Below are 15,819 nucleotides of genomic sequence, written 5' to 3'. Positions count from 1 at the left end.
CGCCCGATGGGGCCGGTAACGGCTCAGACCGTGGACTCGGCCGCGTCGAGCGAGGCCAGGACCTCCTGGATCGGGATACGCCCGCCGCAGCGCGCTGCGGCACAGGGGCCCGTTCGTTATGAAGCGGCGGCCCATTGCCCCTTACGTGGCGGACGTGGGCGCTCTACCCTGATCACGACCTCGTGGTTACTCGCCAGTTAAGCAAGCGAGATCGGGCACCGCAGGACAAGTAACAGGCAAACACCGCAGGACCAAGCGCACAGAGTGCGCGGGAACACACGTAGGAACAAGCAGCAATCAACAGCCGGTCGTGAAGCACTGCCGCAGGCCCGGAGGATGTCGTGAGCGACACACAGACCTTGATCGAGAACCGACCGCCCTCCGTGGCGAACCTCTTCATCGACCGCGTCGCGGCCACCCCGGACGGGGAGGCCTACCGCTACCCCGTCCCTGCGGCCGCCGACGGGGGACCGGATGAGTGGAAGTCGCTGAGCTGGGCACAGGCCGCCGACCGGGTGTACGCCATCGCGGCAGGGCTGATCGGTCTGGGTGTGCAGCCGGAGGAGCGGATCGCGCTCGCCGCCGGCACGCGAGTGGAATGGATCCTCGTCGACCTCGGTGTGATGTGCGCGGGTGCCGCCACCACGACGATCTACCCGTCGACCAATGCCGAGGAGTCGGCGTTCATCCTCTCCGACTCCGAGAGCCGGGTCCTGATCGCCGAGGACGCCCGCCAGCTGGCCAAGGCCCGGGAGTGCCGCGCCGAGCTGCCGGATCTCGCCCACGTCGTCGTCATGGACCCCGAGGGCGCCGGACCCGTCGAGGGCGACCCCGAGGGCTGGGTGCTCACCCTTGCCGATCTGGAGGCCCGCGGTGCCGAGCACCTGGCGAAGAACCCCGACACGATCAAGGAGCGGGTCGCCGCCATCACGGCCGATCAGCTGGCCACCCTGATCTACACCTCGGGCACCACCGGACGCCCCAAGGGCGTACGCCTGCCGCACGACAACTGGTCGTACATGGCCAAGGCCACCGCGGCGACCGGCCTGATCACCAAGGACGACGTCCAGTACCTCTGGCTGCCGCTCGCACACGTCTTCGGCAAGGTCCTCACCTCCGGCCAGATCGAGGTCGGCCACGTCACCGCCGTCGATGGCCGGGTCGACAAGATCATCGAGAATCTGCCGGTGGTCCAGCCGACGTACATGGCCGCCGTCCCCCGTATCTTCGAAAAGGTCTACAACGGCGTCGCCGCCAAGGCACGGGCCGGTGGCGGTGCCAAGTACAAGATCTTCCAGTGGGCGGCCGGGGTCGCCCGCGAGTACGCGACGGTCTCGCAGGACAACTTCCGGCGCACCGGCACGGCCTCCGTCCCGTTCGCTCTCGGCGCCAAGCACAAGGTCGCCGACGCCCTCGTCTTCGCCAAGATCCGCGAGGCCTTCGGCGGCCGGCTGCGCGCCTGTATCTCCGGCTCCGCGGCGCTCGCCCCCGACATCGGCTACTTCTTCTCGGGCGCCGGCATCCACATCCTGGAGGGCTACGGCCTCACCGAGACCAGCGCCGCCTCCTTCGTCAACCCGGGCGAGGCCTACCGCACCGGCACCGTGGGCAAGCCGCTCCCCGGCACCGAGGTGCGGATCGCCGACGACGGCGAGATCCTGCTGCGCGGCCCCGGCCTGATGCAGGGCTACCAGGGGCTCCCGGAGAAGACCGCCGAGGTGTTGGAGGCGGACGGCTGGTTCCACACCGGCGACATCGGCGAGCTGTCCGTGGACGGCTATCTCCGGATCACCGACCGCAAGAAGGACCTGATCAAGACGTCCGGCGGCAAATACATCGCCCCGGCGGAGGTCGAGGGACAGTTCAAGGCGGTCTGCCCGTTCGTCTCCAACATCCTGGTGCACGGCGCGGACCGTAACTTCTGCACCGCCCTGATCGCGCTCGACGAGCCGACCATCCTCGGCTGGGCCGCCGAGAACGGTCTGGGCGGGAAGCCGTACGCCGAAGTGGTGGCGTCCCCGCAGGCGGTGGAGCTCATCGAAGGCTATGTGAAGCGGCTCAACGAGGGGCTGCAGCGCTGGCAGACCATCAAGAAGTTCCGCCTGCTGCCCCGCGATCTCGACATCGAGCACGGCGAGCTGACGCCCAGTCTCAAGCTGAAGCGGCCGGTCGTCGAGCGTGAGTACAAGGGCCTCATCGACGACATGTACATGGGGACCCGCGAGGCGTAATACAGGTCCTTGCCCACCGGCCGCACGGTGCGGCTGCTTCCGTTTCTCTCCGCTCACTTTCTCTGCTCACTTCGGCAACTCGTCGCTTATGAGCGTGGTCCATCTGTCACTCTGTCGGTGTCGTCAGCGGCGCCCAGCGAGAATAGAACGAGAACAGACAGACAGAGCGAGAACAGGTCAGGAGCTGCACCGTGGGGCCCATTCCCTTGCAGCGGGACATCGTTCAGCGTCCCGGTATCACCGTCGGCCATGCGGATGCGCGGCCGGTCGCCCGTACGTCCCTGCCCGGAAACCTCCTCGCGCCCTCCGCTGCCCGCCGGTTCGTCCGGGCAGCGCTCACCGAGTGGACCGGGCTGGGACTGCCGGCGGCCGTGGGCTTCAGCGAACGTCTGGCCGAGGATGCGGCGGTCGTCGTCAGCGAGCTGGTCACCAACGCGGTCGTGCACGCCGGGACCAATGTCGAGCTGATCTGCCGGCTTGAGGAGGCCGCCGAGGACGAGGCCGCGGCCCTGGTACTGGAGGTCTCCGATCACCACCCGGCCCGTGCCGTACGCAGCGAACGCCCGGTGGCCGGCAGCGCGGCGGACACGGCGGAGGGCGATGCCGCCACCGGCCCCGAGGACCCCGCCGAGTACGGTCGCGGGCTCCAGCTCGTCGGCACCCTCGCCGAGCGCTGGGGCATCACCTACCGCACCGGCCTCAAGACCGTCTGGGCCCGGCTTCCCGTCGACGACTGGAATCCGTTCCCCGAACCGTCGGCCGAGCCTGGATTCCAGCAGGGGCTGCGTGCCGCCGAGCTGCTCGCCCCCAGTCCCCGGCGGGCCCTGCGCGACGCCGCGGACTGGGCCGGCCGCGGTGCGCTCTCGTTCCTCGCCGAGGCCTCGGACCTGCTCGCAGGCCAGCTCGACGAGGACATCGTCGCGGCGCTCGCCGGACAGTTACTGGTGCCCAGACTCGCCGACTGGTGCGCGATCTGGCTGGAGCCCGAGAACGGCGGCCCCGCGGCCGTCCCCCGGCTCGCCAGCGTCTGGCACCGGGACGAGGCCGAGACCGGGCAGTTGCGTACGGTGCTGGAGCAGGACCCGATCCGGTTGCCCGAGCGGGTGGGCACCGGACCCGTCTCCCTGCCCTGGCCCGGCGGCGAGGCGGACGGCGGGGAATCCGACGGGCGCGCCGGATCCGCTCTCGCCTACCGGATCACATCGGGCGGCCGGACACTCGGCGCCGTACTCCTCGGCCGGGAGGGCATGGCACGGGTTCCCGACGAAGTGACCGCCCTGATCGAGGACTTCGTACGCCGTGTCGGCCTCGCTGTCGGTGCCGCCCGCGCCTACACCCGGCAGGCCACCATCAGCCGCATCCTGCAACGCGCACTGCTGCCCAGCAAGGTCGCCGACATACCCGGCGTCACCAGCTCACTGGTGTATGAGCCCAGCGACGACGGGGTCGTCGGCGGCGACTTCTACGACATCTTCCCGTGCCCCGGCGACCGCTGGTGCTTCGTCCTCGGCGATGTACAGGGCAGCGGCCCCGAAGCCGCCGTCGTCACCGGTCTCGCCCGGCCCTGGCTGCGGCTGCTGGCCCGTGAGGGTTTCGGCGTCGGCGAAGTACTGGACCGGCTCAACCGGCTGCTCCTCGACGATGCCATGGAGGCTGCCGAAGCTGCCGCGCTCATGGTGGCCGCGGCGGGCGGCCAGCAGACGGCGGACACCGGGCAGTCCCGCTTTCTCTCCCTGCTGTACGGGGAGCTCGTGCCGCTTCCCGGCGGCGGCGTGCGCTGCACCCTCGCCAGCGCCGGCCACCCGTTGCCGCTGCTGCTGCGCCCCGAAGGCGAGGTGCGTCCGGCCGCCGAGCCGCAGATGCTGCTCGGGATCTTCGACGATGTCGCGTACGAGAGCCAGAGCTTCGAGCTGGCGCCGGGCGACAGCCTGCTGTGCGTCACGGACGGCGTGACGGAGCGGCGCTGCGGGGCGCTGATGTTCGACGACGGGGACGGTCTGGCGCGGGCGCTGGCCGATTGTGCCGGGCTGTCGGCGGACGGGATCGCGGACCGGATCAAGCGGGCCGTGCACGAATTCGCCGAGCGGCCGCCCGATGACGATCTGGCGCTGCTGGTGCTGCAGGCGGGGTGAGGGCGAGGTCGTAAGAGCCTGTCGGGGTGCTCACTACGGTTCGGGTGCGGCGTGCGGTCCGTGGATGCGTGGCCTTTCGTGATCATGGACATGGCTCGGAGGTTCCCGGCGGCGAGTGACAATGGGCGGTATGCCCTCCGTACTGCCCGATGGTGAACCCGTACCCGACGACGGGGCGCTGCCCCGCCATGCCCTGGAAGGCGCCGCCGGCCGGCCGCTCGGCTTCTACCTGCATGTGCCGTACTGCGCGACCCGCTGCGGCTACTGCGACTTCAACACGTACACCGCGACCGAGCTGCGCGGTTCCGGCGGTGCGCTGGCCTCCCGGGACAACTACGCCGCCCATCTGATCGGCGAGGTCCGCCAGGCCCGCAAGGTGCTCGGCGACGACCCGCGACCGGTCCGTACGGTCTTCGTCGGCGGCGGCACGCCGACCCTGCTGGCCGCCGGAGACCTGGTACAGATGCTGGGGGCGATCCGCGACGAGTTCGGGCTCGCGGACGATGCCGAGATCACCACCGAGGCCAACCCGGAGTCCGTCGATCCGGCGTATCTGGCCGAGCTGCGGGAGGGCGGCTTCAACCGGATCTCGTTCGGGATGCAGAGCGCGCGACAGCATGTGCTGAAGATCCTGGACCGTACGCATACACCGGGGCGGCCCGAGGCGTGTGTCGCCGAGGCTCGGCAGGCGGGCTTCGAGCATGTCAACCTCGATCTGATCTACGGCACCCCCGGGGAGTCCGACGACGACTGGCGGGCCTCGCTGGAAGCGGCGATCGGTGCGGGGCCGGACCATGTGTCCGCGTACGCGCTGATTGTCGAGGAGGGCACTCAGCTGGCCCGGCGGATCCGGCGCGGCGAGATCCCGATGACCGATGACGACGCCCATGCGGACCGGTACCTGATCGCGGACGAGGCGATGGCTGCGGCGAGCTTCTCCTGGTACGAGGTGTCGAACTGGGCCCGTACGCCCGAGGGCCGGTGCCTGCACAACGAGCTGTACTGGCGCGGCGCCGACTGGTGGGGCGCCGGTCCCGGCGCGCACAGCCATGTCGGCGGGGTGCGCTGGTGGAACGTGAAGCATCCGGGGGCGTACGCACAGGCTCTGGCCGAGGGGCGGTCGCCGGGGGCCGGGCGCGAGATCCTTTCCGCGGAGGACCGGCGGGTCGAGCGGATCCTGCTGGAGCTGCGACTCGCGGACGGGTGCCCGTTGTCGCTGCTGGCACCGGCGGGGCTGGCAGCGGCGGGGCGGGCGGTCGAGGACGGGCTGCTGGAGCCGGTGCCGTATGGACAGGGGCGGGCGGTGCTTACGTTGCGGGGGCGGTTGTTGGCGGATGCGGTGGTGCGGGATCTGGTGGACTGAGAGGGGCGGGGCCGGGTGGGGTGCGGGTACGCCTGCGGCGGGCCTGTTCCGCTGCCCGCCCCTTCCCGTATTCGGGGCTCCGCCCCGGACCCCGCTCCTCAAACGCCGCAGGGGCTGGGGGCCGGCGGAGGGGCTACTGAGGCGGCGCTGTCACGAAGTCGATCAGGTGTTCCACGGAACCCAGCAGTGCCGGTTCCAGATCCCGGTACGAGCGCACCGTGGACAGGATTCGCTGCCAGGCCGCGCCCGTGCTCTCCGGCCAGCCCAGCGCGCGGCACACGCCCGTCTTCCAGTCCTGGCCGCGCGGGACCACCGGCCAGGCGGTGATGCCCACGGACGACGGCTTCACCGCCTCCCACACGTCGATGTAGGGGTGGCCGACCACCAGCACGTTCACGTCCGAGACCTGGGACGCGATCCGGGACTCCTTGGAGCCCGGGACCAGATGGTCGACCAGGACGCCCAGCCTGGCATCCGGGCCGGGGGAGAACTCGCGCACGATGGCCGGGAGGTCGTCGATGCCTTCCAGATACTCGACGACCACGCCCTCGATCCGCAGGTCGTCGCCCCAGACCCGCTCGACCAGCTCCGCGTCGTGGCGGCCCTCCACGTAGATCCGGCCCGCCCGTGCGACCCGGGCGCGCGCCCCGGGGACCGCGACCGAACCCGAGGCCGTGCGCGTGGGGCGTACGGGACCGGCCGCCGACGGGCGTACGAGCGTGACCACTCGGCCCTCCAGCAGGAAGCCGCGCGGCTCCATCGGAAACACCCGGTGCTTGCCGAAGCGGTCCTCCAGGGTCACCGTCGGACCCTGGGCTGTCTTCTCGCAGCGGATCACCGCACCGCAGAATCCGGTGGAGACCTCCTCCACGACCAGATCGGGCTCGGCGGGGACCTCGGGAACGGGGGCGGACTTCTTCCACGGCGGGGTCAGATCCGGCTGGTAGCTGCGCATCGGATGACGATAGGACGACAACACATCACGACACGCCGAAGAGGACGGCCAGTTGGTCGCGCTGGTCCCTGACGAACGCCGCGTCCACCACCGCTCCGTGCCCCGGAACGTACACCGCTTCCTCGCCGCCCAGCGCCAGCAGCCGGTCCAGCGCGGCCGGCCAGCGGGACGGGACGGCGTCCCGTCCCGCCTGCGGTTCGCCGGACTCCTCGACCAGGTCGCCGCAGAGCACCACCGCGGGGGAGCCCGGGACGAGCACCGCCAGATCGTGGCCGCTGTGGGCGGGGCCCACATTCGCCAGCAGCACTTGACGGCCGCCGCCCAGATCGAGCGCCCACTCGCCGCCCACCTCGTGGTGCGGCGCCACCAGCGCATCGGCGGCCTCGGCCGCATCGAGTTCGGACACTCCGTGGCGCACTGCGGAGGCGCGCAGATCGTCCGCCCCGAGCTTCAGCAGCCCGGCCATGCCGGCCGCTCCGTACACCTGGGCGCCGGAGAACGCGGCAGTGCCCAGCACATGGTCGAAATGAGGGTGGCCGAGTGCGATATGCGTCACGCTCCGGCCGAGCAGGGCCTGCGCCTGGGCCCGGATTTCCGCGCCTTCGCGGAGCGTTGATCCGGTGTCGTAGAGCAGCACTCCATCCGCTCCGACCACCAGTGCGACTGTCGCATCCCATCCGGGAAGGCGGCGTCGGCCCACTCCGTGACCGAGTCGCTCCCAGCCGAACTCTTCCCAAGAGGCGTCCATACCGCAACGCTATCGGCAACGACCTGCGCAGTCTCGCAGTAGGGTGGCCGATCGCCCTTGCTAGGCCCCCACTCGACCGCCGTACACTGGGCGGGGGGTCGCTGGCACTCGTGAGGACAGAGTGCCAGGGGGATTCCTGGCAATGAAGCAGGAACGGCCCGAGAACCACCGAGGAAAAACAGCTGGAGGTGTGCGCGATGCTCAGCGAACGCAGACTCGAAGTGCTGCGCGCCATCGTCCAGGACTATGTCGGCACCGAGGAGCCCGTGGGCTCCAAGGCGCTCACCGAGCGGCACAAGCTGGGGGTCTCCCCGGCCACCGTCCGCAACGACATGGCGGTGCTGGAGGACGAGGGCTTCATCGCCCAGCCCCACACCAGTGCGGGACGCATCCCGACGGACAAGGGGTACCGGCTCTTCGTCGACAAGCTTGCGGGCGTCAAGCCCCTCTCGTCGCCGGAACGTCGTGCCATTCACAATTTCCTCGACGGCGCGGTCGACCTCGACGATGTCGTGGGCCGCACCGTACGGCTGCTCGCGCAGCTGACCCGGCAGGTCGCCATCGTGCAGTACCCCTCGCTGACCCGGTCGACGGTTCGGCATGTGGAGTTGCTGTCACTGGCAGCCGCCCGGCTGATGCTCGTGCTGATCACGGACACCGGCCGGGTCGAGCAGCGCATGATCGACTGCCCCGCCCCGTTCGGTGAGACCTCTCTCGCCGATCTGCGGGCCCGGCTCAACAGCCGGGTCGTCGGACGCCGTTTCGCGGATGTCCCGCAGCTGGTGCAGGATCTGCCGGAATCCTTCGAGAGCGAGGACCGGGGAACCGTGTCCACCGTGCTCTCCACCCTGCTCGAAACCCTCGTTGAGGAGACGGAGGAGCGGCTGATGATCGGCGGCACCTCCAACCTCACCCGCTTCGGGCACGACTTCCCTGTGATGATCCGGCCGGTGCTGGAGGCATTGGAGGAGCAGGTCGTGCTGCTGAAGCTGCTCGGCGAGGCCAAGGACTCAGGCATGACCGTACGGATCGGGCACGAGAACGCCCACGAGGGGCTCAACTCCACGTCCGTCGTCGCGGTCGGCTACGGTTCGGGCGACGAGGCAGTCGCCAAACTCGGCGTGGTCGGACCGACCCGCATGGACTACCCCGGAACGATGGGAGCGGTACGCGCAGTGGCACGTTACGTCGGACAGATCCTGGCGGAGTCGTAAGTGGCCACGGACTATTACGCCGTACTCGGCGTGCGCCGCGACGCATCTCAGGACGAGATCAAGAAGGCATTCCGGCGGCTCGCACGCGAGCTGCATCCGGATGTGAACCCCGATCCGAAGACCCAGGAGCGGTTCAAGGAGATCAACGCCGCTTACGAGGTGCTGTCGGACCCGCAGAAGAAGCAGGTCTACGACCTCGGCGGCGACCCGCTGTCCGCCTCCGGCGGCGGTGGCGCGGGCGGATTCGGACAGGGTGGCTTCGGCAACTTCTCCGACATCATGGACGCGTTCTTCGGTACGTCGTCGCAGCGCGGACCCCGTTCGCGCACCCGGCGCGGCCAGGACGCGATGATCCGGCTGGAGATCGATCTCGCCGAGGCCGCGTTCGGCACCACCAAGGACATCCAGGTCGACACGGCCGTCGTCTGTACGACCTGCAGCGGCGAGGGCGCCGCACCCGGCACCTCCGCCCAGACCTGTGACATGTGCCGCGGCCGCGGTGAGGTCTCCCAGGTCACCCGGTCCTTCCTGGGCCAGGTCATGACCTCACGGCCCTGCCCGCAGTGCCAGGGCTTCGGTACGGTCGTGCCGACCCCGTGCCCGGAGTGCGCCGGCGACGGCCGCATCCGGTCGAGGCGCACGCTCACCGTGAAGATCCCCGCCGGTGTCGACAACGGCACCCGCATCCAGCTCGCGGGCGAGGGCGAGGTCGGCCCCGGCGGCGGCCCGGCCGGCGATCTGTATGTGGAGATCCATGAGCTGCCGCACTCGGTGTTCCAGCGCCGCGGCGACGATCTGCACTGCACGGTCACCATCCCCATGACAGCGGGCGCGCTCGGCACCAAGGTGCCGCTGGAGACGCTCGACGGCCTGGAGGAGGTCGACATCCGGCCCGGCACCCAGTCGGGCCAGTCGGTCCCGCTGCACGGCCGCGGCATCACGCATCTGCGGGGCGGCGGGCGTGGCGATCTGATCGTGCACGTCGAGGTCTTGACCCCGACGAAGCTGGACCCGGACCAGGAGCGACTGCTGCGGGACCTGGCGAAGGCGCGCGGCGAGGAGCGGCCCACCGGTCAGTTCCAGCCTGGGCAGCAGGGGCTGTTCTCCCGGCTGAAGGACGCCTTCAACGGCCGCTGACGGCCCTCGTACACCGTTTCCTGCCGCCGGACGGGCTCGCCTGACGAGCCCGTCCGGCGTTTGAGGACAAAATGGACCGCAGGCCGCGCACGCCGAGTCACGCAGGACGTGACACGATGCGGGCATGTCATCCGTGTTGACCGATCTCTGCCGGTATCCGATCGTGCAGGCCCCGATGGCGGGTGGTGCGTCCTGTCCGCAGCTCGTCGCGGCCGTCGCCGAAGCGGGCGGGCTGGGCTTCCTCGCCGCCGGGTACAAGACGGCGGACGGCATGTACAACGAGATCAAACAGCTGCGCGGGCTGACCGGTCAGCCCTTCGGCGTCAATCTCTTCATGCCGCAGCCGGGTCTCGCCGACCCGAGTGCTGTCGAGGTGTACCGGCATCAGCTCGCCGGTGAGGCCGCCTGGTACGAGACCCCGCTCGACGACCCGGACTCCAGCGGCGACGACGGCTACGAGGCCAAGCTCGCCATCCTCCTGGAGGACCCGGTCCCGGCAGTCTCGTTCACCTTCGGCTGCCCGACCCGCGACACCCTCGACGCGTTCGCCGGTGTCGGCACGTACACGGTAGTGACGGTCACCACGCCCGAGGAGGCCCAGACCGCCCAGTGGGCGGGCGCCGACGCGGTCTGTGTCCAGGGCGTCGAGGCGGGCGGCCACCAGTCCACCCACCGCGACGACCCGCAGACCGACGGCACCGGGATCGGACTGCTCTCCCTGGTGGCCCAGGTCCGCGAGACCGTTCAGGTGCCGATCATCGCCGCGGGCGGGCTGATGCGCGGGTCCCAGATGGCCGCGGTGCTCGCCGCGGGCGCGGAGGCGGCGCAGCTCGGCACGGCGTTCCTCATCTGCCCCGAGTCCGGGGCGAATCCGCTGCACAAGCAGGCACTGACCAATCCGCTGTTCGTGCGGACAGCCCTGACCCGGGCGTTCTCCGGCCGCCCGGCCCGAGGCCTGGTCAACCGCTTCATGCGCGAGCACGGCCCGTACGCCCCCGCCGCCTACCCGCAGGTCCACTATCTGACGGCCGGGCTGCGCAAGGCGGCGGCAAAGGCCGGGGACGCCCAGGGCATGGCACTGTGGGCGGGGCAGGGGCACCGGATGGCACGCGAGCTGCCCGCCGGTCGGCTGATCGGACTGCTCGTCGAAGAACTGGACGCCGCACGGGCGGCAGTGAGCACAGGGAGTACGCAGTGACCGCACCGGTCTTCGTCGTCGAACAGGTCCCCGACGGACCCGAGTTCGTCCTGGAAGGACCCGAGGGACGGCACGCCGTATCGGTGAAGCGGCTGCACGCCGGTGAGGACGTCGTGCTGACGGACGGCCACGGTCGTTGGGCGGAGGGCGTCGTCAGGGCCGCCGACGGCAAGGACCGGCTCGTGGTCGCCGGCCTGGCGACGGTCCATGAGGAGCCGTGGCCCACACCCCGTATCACCGTCGTCCAGGCCCTGCCCAAGGGCGACCGTGGCGAGGTCGCCGTCGAGACGATGACGGAGACCGGTGTGGACGCGATCGTGCCCTGGCAGGCATCGCGCTGCATCACGCAGTGGAAGGGCGACCGCGGCCTCAAGTCCCTCGCGAAATGGCGCAACACCGCCCGCGAAGCGGGAAAGCAGTCGCGCCGGGTGCGCTTTCCCGAGGTGGCGGACGCACTGACGACCAAACAGGTTGCCGCACTTCTGGCCGCGGCGGACTTCGCCGCCGTCCTGCACGAGGACCGGGGCTACGGCAGTGAGCCGCTGGCCACCGTTCAGCTCCCCACCCAGGGCGAGATCGTGCTGGTCGTCGGCCCCGAGGGCGGTGTGTCGCCGGACGAACTGGCGGACTTCGCCGCGGCGGGTGCCCGTACCTGCCGGCTCGGAACGTCCGTCCTGCGCACCTCGACGGCGGGCACGGCGGCGACGGCACTGCTGCTGGGGCGCACCGGCCGCTGGGCATGAGCCCCCTCCGGCGCGCCGGAGCCGCCCCGTTGTGACCGCGAGCCGTCTACCGTCCCAGGGGGGAACGGTGGGAAGCTGCCCGTATGGGGACATCAAGGGCACGGGGACATCAAGGACCATGGGGTCAGGGAAGAACCCGTCGCTTTCTGGCCGCGTCCGCACTCGCAGGCGCGGCGGTCGCAGGTGCCGTGGCCTGTGAGCCGACGGGCAGCATGAACTCCGCATCCATCGCCGTGACCACCGACCGGGCCGGCACCAGCGCCCTGGAGCGCAACGGGGTCGATGTGCGGTGGCTGAACTGCACGGCCGACATCGAGGGGAGCCAGGTCGTGGGCGCGTCACCCTCCGCCTCGGCGCACCACACCGCGGTCGTCGACTGCACCGGAAAAGCCGGGAACGGCAAGGACATCACGATCACCGGCAAGGTCACCCAGGAGCTCGACGGGCAGTGTGTGCGGGGGGACCTGACCGCGAAGACCGGCGGGAAGGTCGTCTTCCGGGCAGATGCGCTCGGCAGCTGCAACACCGCCCCGTCGACCGTCGGGGCGAATGTGCCCCGGGGCGGCAGCAGTGGCGGCGCCCGGCCGACGGTCACCGTGACGGTCACGGTGACCGAATCGCCCCGGGGCAAGTGAGGGTGTCCGGCACCGGGCCGCCCGGCAGACTCCGGCCAACCCGGTTCCGCGGGGCACGCCAGCGGCCTAGGGTGATCGATGTGACACAGCCTTCCTACCTCCGATACCCCCATGTCCAGAGCGATTTGATCGCCTTCACCGCCGAGGACGATGTCTGGCTGGCGCCGCTGGACGGCGGCCGAGCCTGGCGCGTCAGCGCCGACAACCGGCCTGTCACCAACCCACGGATATCTCCCGACGGAACCCGCGTCGCCTGGACGTCCACCCGGGACGGGGTGCCCGAAGTACACGTCGCACCGGTCGACGGCGGCCCCTCCAAGCGGCTCACGTACTGGGGCGACGCACGGACCTCCGTACGCGGCTGGACGCCCGAGGGCGACGTACTGGTCATCAGCGCCCAGGGGCAGGCGTCGCCGCGGCGCAGCTGGGCCAGGGCCGTTCCGGTCGACGGCGGGCCCGCGCGGATCCTGCCGTACGGGCCGGTCGGCTCCCTCGCGTACGGCCCCGGCGGACGGGTCCTGCTGCTCTCGGCCACCATGGGGCGCGAGGCCGCTACCTGGAAGCGCTACCGGGGCGGCACCGCGGGCAAGTTGTGGATCGCGGAAGAGGGCGCGACCGACGGCCCGGCGGAGTTCGTACGGCTGCACGAGGGCCTCGACGGCAACATCGAATCCCCGATGTGGGTGGGCAGTGGGGTCTCCCCTGCTCGAACGGAGTCGAGAGCTTGGGATGGGGTCTCCCCTGCTCGAACGGAGTTGAGAGCTTGGGGACGTGTCGCTTTCCTCTCCGACCACGAAGGCGTGGGCGCGCTCTACTCCTCCCTCCCCGACGGCTCGGACCTGCGCCGGCACACCGGCATCGAGGGCTTCTACGCCCGCCACGCCACCACCGACGGCACCCGTGTCGGCTACGCCTCGGCCGGTGAACTCTGGCTGCTGGACGACCTCGAAGGCGCCGAGCCCCGCCGCCTCGACATCCGGCTCGGCGGCCAGCGAGCCGACCTCCAGCCCCACTCCGTGCACGCCGGCAGCCACCTCGACTCCGCGTCCCCGGACCGTACGGGCCGCGGCAGCGCCGTCGGGACGCGCGGCGCCGTCCACTGGGTCACCCACCGCGAGGGCCCGGCACGCGCGCTCGCCGTCGAACCGGGCGTACGGGCCAGGATGCCCCGCACCTTCCAGGCCGAGGGCGACCAGCACGTCGTCTGGGTCACCGACGCCGAGGGCGACGACGCCCTGGAGTGCGCCCCCGCCACCGGTACCGCACCGGGCGCCGTACCGCGCCGCCTCGCCGCGGGCCGTATCGGCAGGGTCCTCGACCTGGAGGCGGCCCCGGACGGCAGCCGGTTCGCCGTCGCCGCACACGACGGGCGGGTACTGATCGTCGAGCGGGAGAGCGGCGAGGTCCACGAGGTGGACCGCAGTGAGCACGGCGACGCCTCGGGCCTCGCCTTCTCGCCCGACTCCTCCTGGCTCGCCTGGTCGCACCCCGGGCCCGAGCCGCTCAGGCAGCTCAAGCTCGCCCACCTCGCCGATCTGTCGGTCGCCGAGGCCACCCCGCTGCGCTTCCGGGACTTCGCACCCGCGTTCACCACCGACGGCAAGCACCTCGCGTTCCTCTCCGAGCGGTCCTTCGACCCGGTCTACGACGCCCATGTCTTCGACCTGGCGTTCATCGGCGCCTGCCGTCCGCATCTGCTGACGCTCGCCGCCACCACACCCTCCCCGTTCGGGCCGCAGCGTCACGGCCGCCCGACCGAGAAGGACAAGAGCGGCGGCGAGGGCGAGGACAATCCGACCGCGCTGCCCGTCACCAGGATCGACCTCGAAGGGCTCGCCGACCGGATCGTGCCGCTGCCCGTCGAGGCCGCCAGCTACTCCACGCTGCGCGCCGCGAAGGACGGGCTGCTGTGGCTGAGCCACCCGGTGACCGGGGTGCTGGGTACGAGCGGTGCCACGCCCGACGCCCGTCGGCCCGAGACCGTCCTCGAGCGGTACGACCTGGAGAAGCTGCGCTGCGAGGAACTCGCCTCGGACGTCGGCGGCTTCGCGGTCAGCGGCGACGGCAAGCGGATCGTCCTGCACACCCGGGGCAAGCTGCGCGTCGTACCGTCCGACAGCCGTGTTCCGGCCGACGACGACCACGACGGGGGCAGCGACAGCAGCGTCACCGTCGACCTCTCCCGGATCCGCCGGACCCTCGACCCGGCCGCCGAGTGGCGCCAGATGTACGACGAGGCCGGGCGCATCATGCGGGACAACTTCTGGCGTCCCGACATGGGCGGCATCGACTGGGACGGAGTCCTGGACCGCTACCGGCCGGTGCTGGAGCGCGTCGCCACCCACGACGACCTGATCGACCTGCTGTGGGAGGTGCAGGGCGAGCTCGGCACCTCGCACGCCTATGTGACGCCGCCCGGCGGATGGTGCGACGACTCGGCCCGGCAGGGGCTGCTCGGTGCGGACATCTCCCGTACGGACGAGGGTAGTTGGCGCATCGACCGGATCCTGCCGTCCGAGACCTCCGACCCGGAGGCCCGCTCCCCGCTCGCCGCACCCGGAGTGGCGGTGCGCGTCGGGGACGCGATCCTCGCCGTCGACGGGCACCCGGTCGACCCGGAGGCCGGGCCCGGACCGCTGCTCACGGGCTCGGCCGGCAAACCGGTCGAGCTGACCGTCTCACCGGTGGACGGCGGCGACCCGCGCCATGTGGTCGTCGTACCGGTCGCCGACGAGGAGGCGCTGCGCTACCACGCGTGGGTCGCCGACCGGCGGGCCTACGTCCACGAGCACTCCGGCGGACGCCTCGGCTACCTCCATGTCCCCGACATGGTCGGCTCGGGCTGGGCGCAGATCCACCGCGACCTGCGGATCGAAGTCGCCCGCGAGGGGCTGGTCGTGGACGTCCGGGAGAACCGGGGCGGCCACACCTCGCAGCTGATCGTGGAGAAGCTCGCCCGGCGCATCGTCGGCTGGGACATGCCGCGTGGCATGCAGCCGTACAGCTACCCGGAGGACGCACCGCGCGGCCCCGTGGTGGCCGTCGCCAACGAGTTCTCCGGCTCGGACGGCGACATCGTGAACGCCGCGATCAAGGCGCTGGGAATCGGGCCGGTGGTCGGTACGCGTACCTGGGGCGGAGTGGTCGGCATCGACAGCCGGTACAAGCTCGTGGACGGGACATCGGTCACCCAGCCCAAGTACGCGTTCTGGTTCGAGGGTTACGGCTGGGGTGTGGAGAACCACGGGGTCGATCCCGATGTCGAGGTTGTGATGGCGCCGCAGGACCATGCGGCGGGGCGGGATCCGCAGCTGGACGAGGCGATCCGGATCGCGCTCGCTTCGCTGGCTCGGACGCCGGCGAAGCGGGCACCGGAGCGGCCGGGGGCGTAGCGGGGCGAGGGCCGGGTGAGGGTGCGCCCGAGGCGGGCCTGTTCCCTCACCCGCCCCTTCCCGCAGCCATG

The 15,819-nt window shown here is 71.1% G+C and carries 11 protein-coding genes; 9 read left to right on the top strand and 2 right to left on the bottom strand.

The window, feature by feature from the left end; genetic code table 11:
• The first annotated feature begins 341 nt into the window (after positions 1-341).
• The 3 genes from ABTZ94_RS06850 to hemW all read left to right on the top strand — a co-directional run bounded on the left by ABTZ94_RS06850 (position 342) and on the right by hemW (position 5,726).
• A complete protein-coding gene (locus ABTZ94_RS06850) occupies positions 342-2,231 on the top strand; it encodes an AMP-dependent synthetase/ligase (RefSeq protein ID WP_351198234.1) in 1,890 nt (629 codons plus the stop codon).
• A 206-nt stretch (positions 2,232-2,437) separates the two neighbouring features.
• Positions 2,438-4,363: a SpoIIE family protein phosphatase gene (locus tag ABTZ94_RS06845; protein ID WP_351198242.1), complete on the top strand. Its 1,926-nt coding sequence runs from the start codon at positions 2,438-2,440 to the stop codon at positions 4,361-4,363.
• Between the two features lie 121 nt (positions 4,364-4,484).
• Complete coding sequence (hemW, locus tag ABTZ94_RS06840; protein ID WP_351198240.1) at positions 4,485-5,726, top strand: radical SAM family heme chaperone HemW; 1,242 nt, start codon at positions 4,485-4,487, stop codon at positions 5,724-5,726.
• 133 nt (positions 5,727-5,859) lie between these two features.
• Here the strand turns inward: hemW and ABTZ94_RS06835 are convergent, their stop codons facing one another.
• Both ABTZ94_RS06835 and ABTZ94_RS06830 read right to left on the bottom strand, forming a co-directional pair.
• Positions 5,860-6,681, bottom strand: a complete 822-nt coding sequence (locus tag ABTZ94_RS06835; protein ID WP_351198232.1) for a DUF3097 domain-containing protein — start codon at positions 6,679-6,681, stop codon at positions 5,860-5,862.
• 25 nt (positions 6,682-6,706) lie between these two features.
• Entirely contained in the window at positions 6,707-7,429 is a 723-nt protein-coding gene (locus ABTZ94_RS06830; RefSeq protein ID WP_351198230.1) for an MBL fold metallo-hydrolase, read from the bottom strand.
• Between the two features lie 197 nt (positions 7,430-7,626).
• Here ABTZ94_RS06830 and hrcA point away from each other — a divergent pair, with 197 nt between their 5' ends.
• The 6 genes from hrcA to ABTZ94_RS06800 all read left to right on the top strand — a co-directional run bounded on the left by hrcA (position 7,627) and on the right by ABTZ94_RS06800 (position 15,748).
• Entirely contained in the window at positions 7,627-8,643 is a 1,017-nt protein-coding gene (gene hrcA, locus ABTZ94_RS06825; protein ID WP_072483581.1) for a heat-inducible transcriptional repressor HrcA, read from the top strand.
• Complete coding sequence (dnaJ, locus tag ABTZ94_RS06820) at positions 8,644-9,780, top strand: molecular chaperone DnaJ (protein ID WP_351198227.1); 1,137 nt, start codon at positions 8,644-8,646, stop codon at positions 9,778-9,780.
• A 124-nt stretch (positions 9,781-9,904) separates the two neighbouring features.
• The gene (locus ABTZ94_RS06815; protein WP_351198225.1) at positions 9,905-10,978 is read left to right on the top strand and encodes a nitronate monooxygenase; all 1,074 of its coding nucleotides are present in this window, start codon (positions 9,905-9,907) and stop codon (positions 10,976-10,978) included.
• The gene (locus tag ABTZ94_RS06810) at positions 10,975-11,721 is read left to right on the top strand and encodes a 16S rRNA (uracil(1498)-N(3))-methyltransferase (RefSeq protein ID WP_351198223.1); all 747 of its coding nucleotides are present in this window, start codon (positions 10,975-10,977) and stop codon (positions 11,719-11,721) included. The genes ABTZ94_RS06815 and ABTZ94_RS06810 overlap by 4 nt, the downstream gene beginning before the upstream one ends.
• A 212-nt stretch (positions 11,722-11,933) precedes the next feature.
• Positions 11,934-12,356 (top strand): hypothetical protein, encoded by a 423-nt coding sequence (locus tag ABTZ94_RS06805; protein WP_351198221.1) that lies wholly within the window; start codon positions 11,934-11,936, stop codon positions 12,354-12,356.
• An 80-nt stretch (positions 12,357-12,436) separates the two neighbouring features.
• Positions 12,437-15,748 carry a S41 family peptidase gene (locus ABTZ94_RS06800; protein WP_351198219.1) on the top strand — a complete coding sequence of 1,104 codons (3,312 nt, stop codon included), beginning with the start codon at positions 12,437-12,439 and terminating at the stop codon, positions 15,746-15,748.
• Positions 15,749-15,819: the final 71 nt, after the last annotated feature.

The sequence above is a fragment of the Streptomyces sp. NPDC002785 genome, assembly GCF_040295565.1.
In the GTDB taxonomy this organism is placed as follows: Bacteria; Actinomycetota; Actinomycetes; order Streptomycetales; family Streptomycetaceae; genus Streptomyces.
The sequence above is the reverse complement of the archived record's forward strand: the minus strand, read 5'-3'. Positions and strand labels throughout refer to the sequence as shown.

Excerpts from the sequence above, each read along its gene's own strand:
- ABTZ94_RS06830 (WP_351198230.1), bottom strand. The coding sequence starts at position 7,429 with ATGGACGCCTCTTGGGAAGAGTTCGGCTGGGAGCGACTCGGTCACGGA.
- ABTZ94_RS06815 (WP_351198225.1), top strand. The coding sequence starts at position 9,905 with ATGTCATCCGTGTTGACCGATCTCTGCCGGTATCCGATCGTGCAGGCC.
- hemW (WP_351198240.1), top strand. The coding sequence starts at position 4,485 with ATGGGCGGTATGCCCTCCGTACTGCCCGATGGTGAACCCGTACCCGAC.
- ABTZ94_RS06805 (WP_351198221.1), top strand. The coding sequence starts at position 11,934 with ATGAACTCCGCATCCATCGCCGTGACCACCGACCGGGCCGGCACCAGC.
- ABTZ94_RS06835 (WP_351198232.1), bottom strand. The coding sequence starts at position 6,681 with ATGCGCAGCTACCAGCCGGATCTGACCCCGCCGTGGAAGAAGTCCGCC.
- hrcA (WP_072483581.1), top strand. The coding sequence starts at position 7,627 with ATGCTCAGCGAACGCAGACTCGAAGTGCTGCGCGCCATCGTCCAGGAC.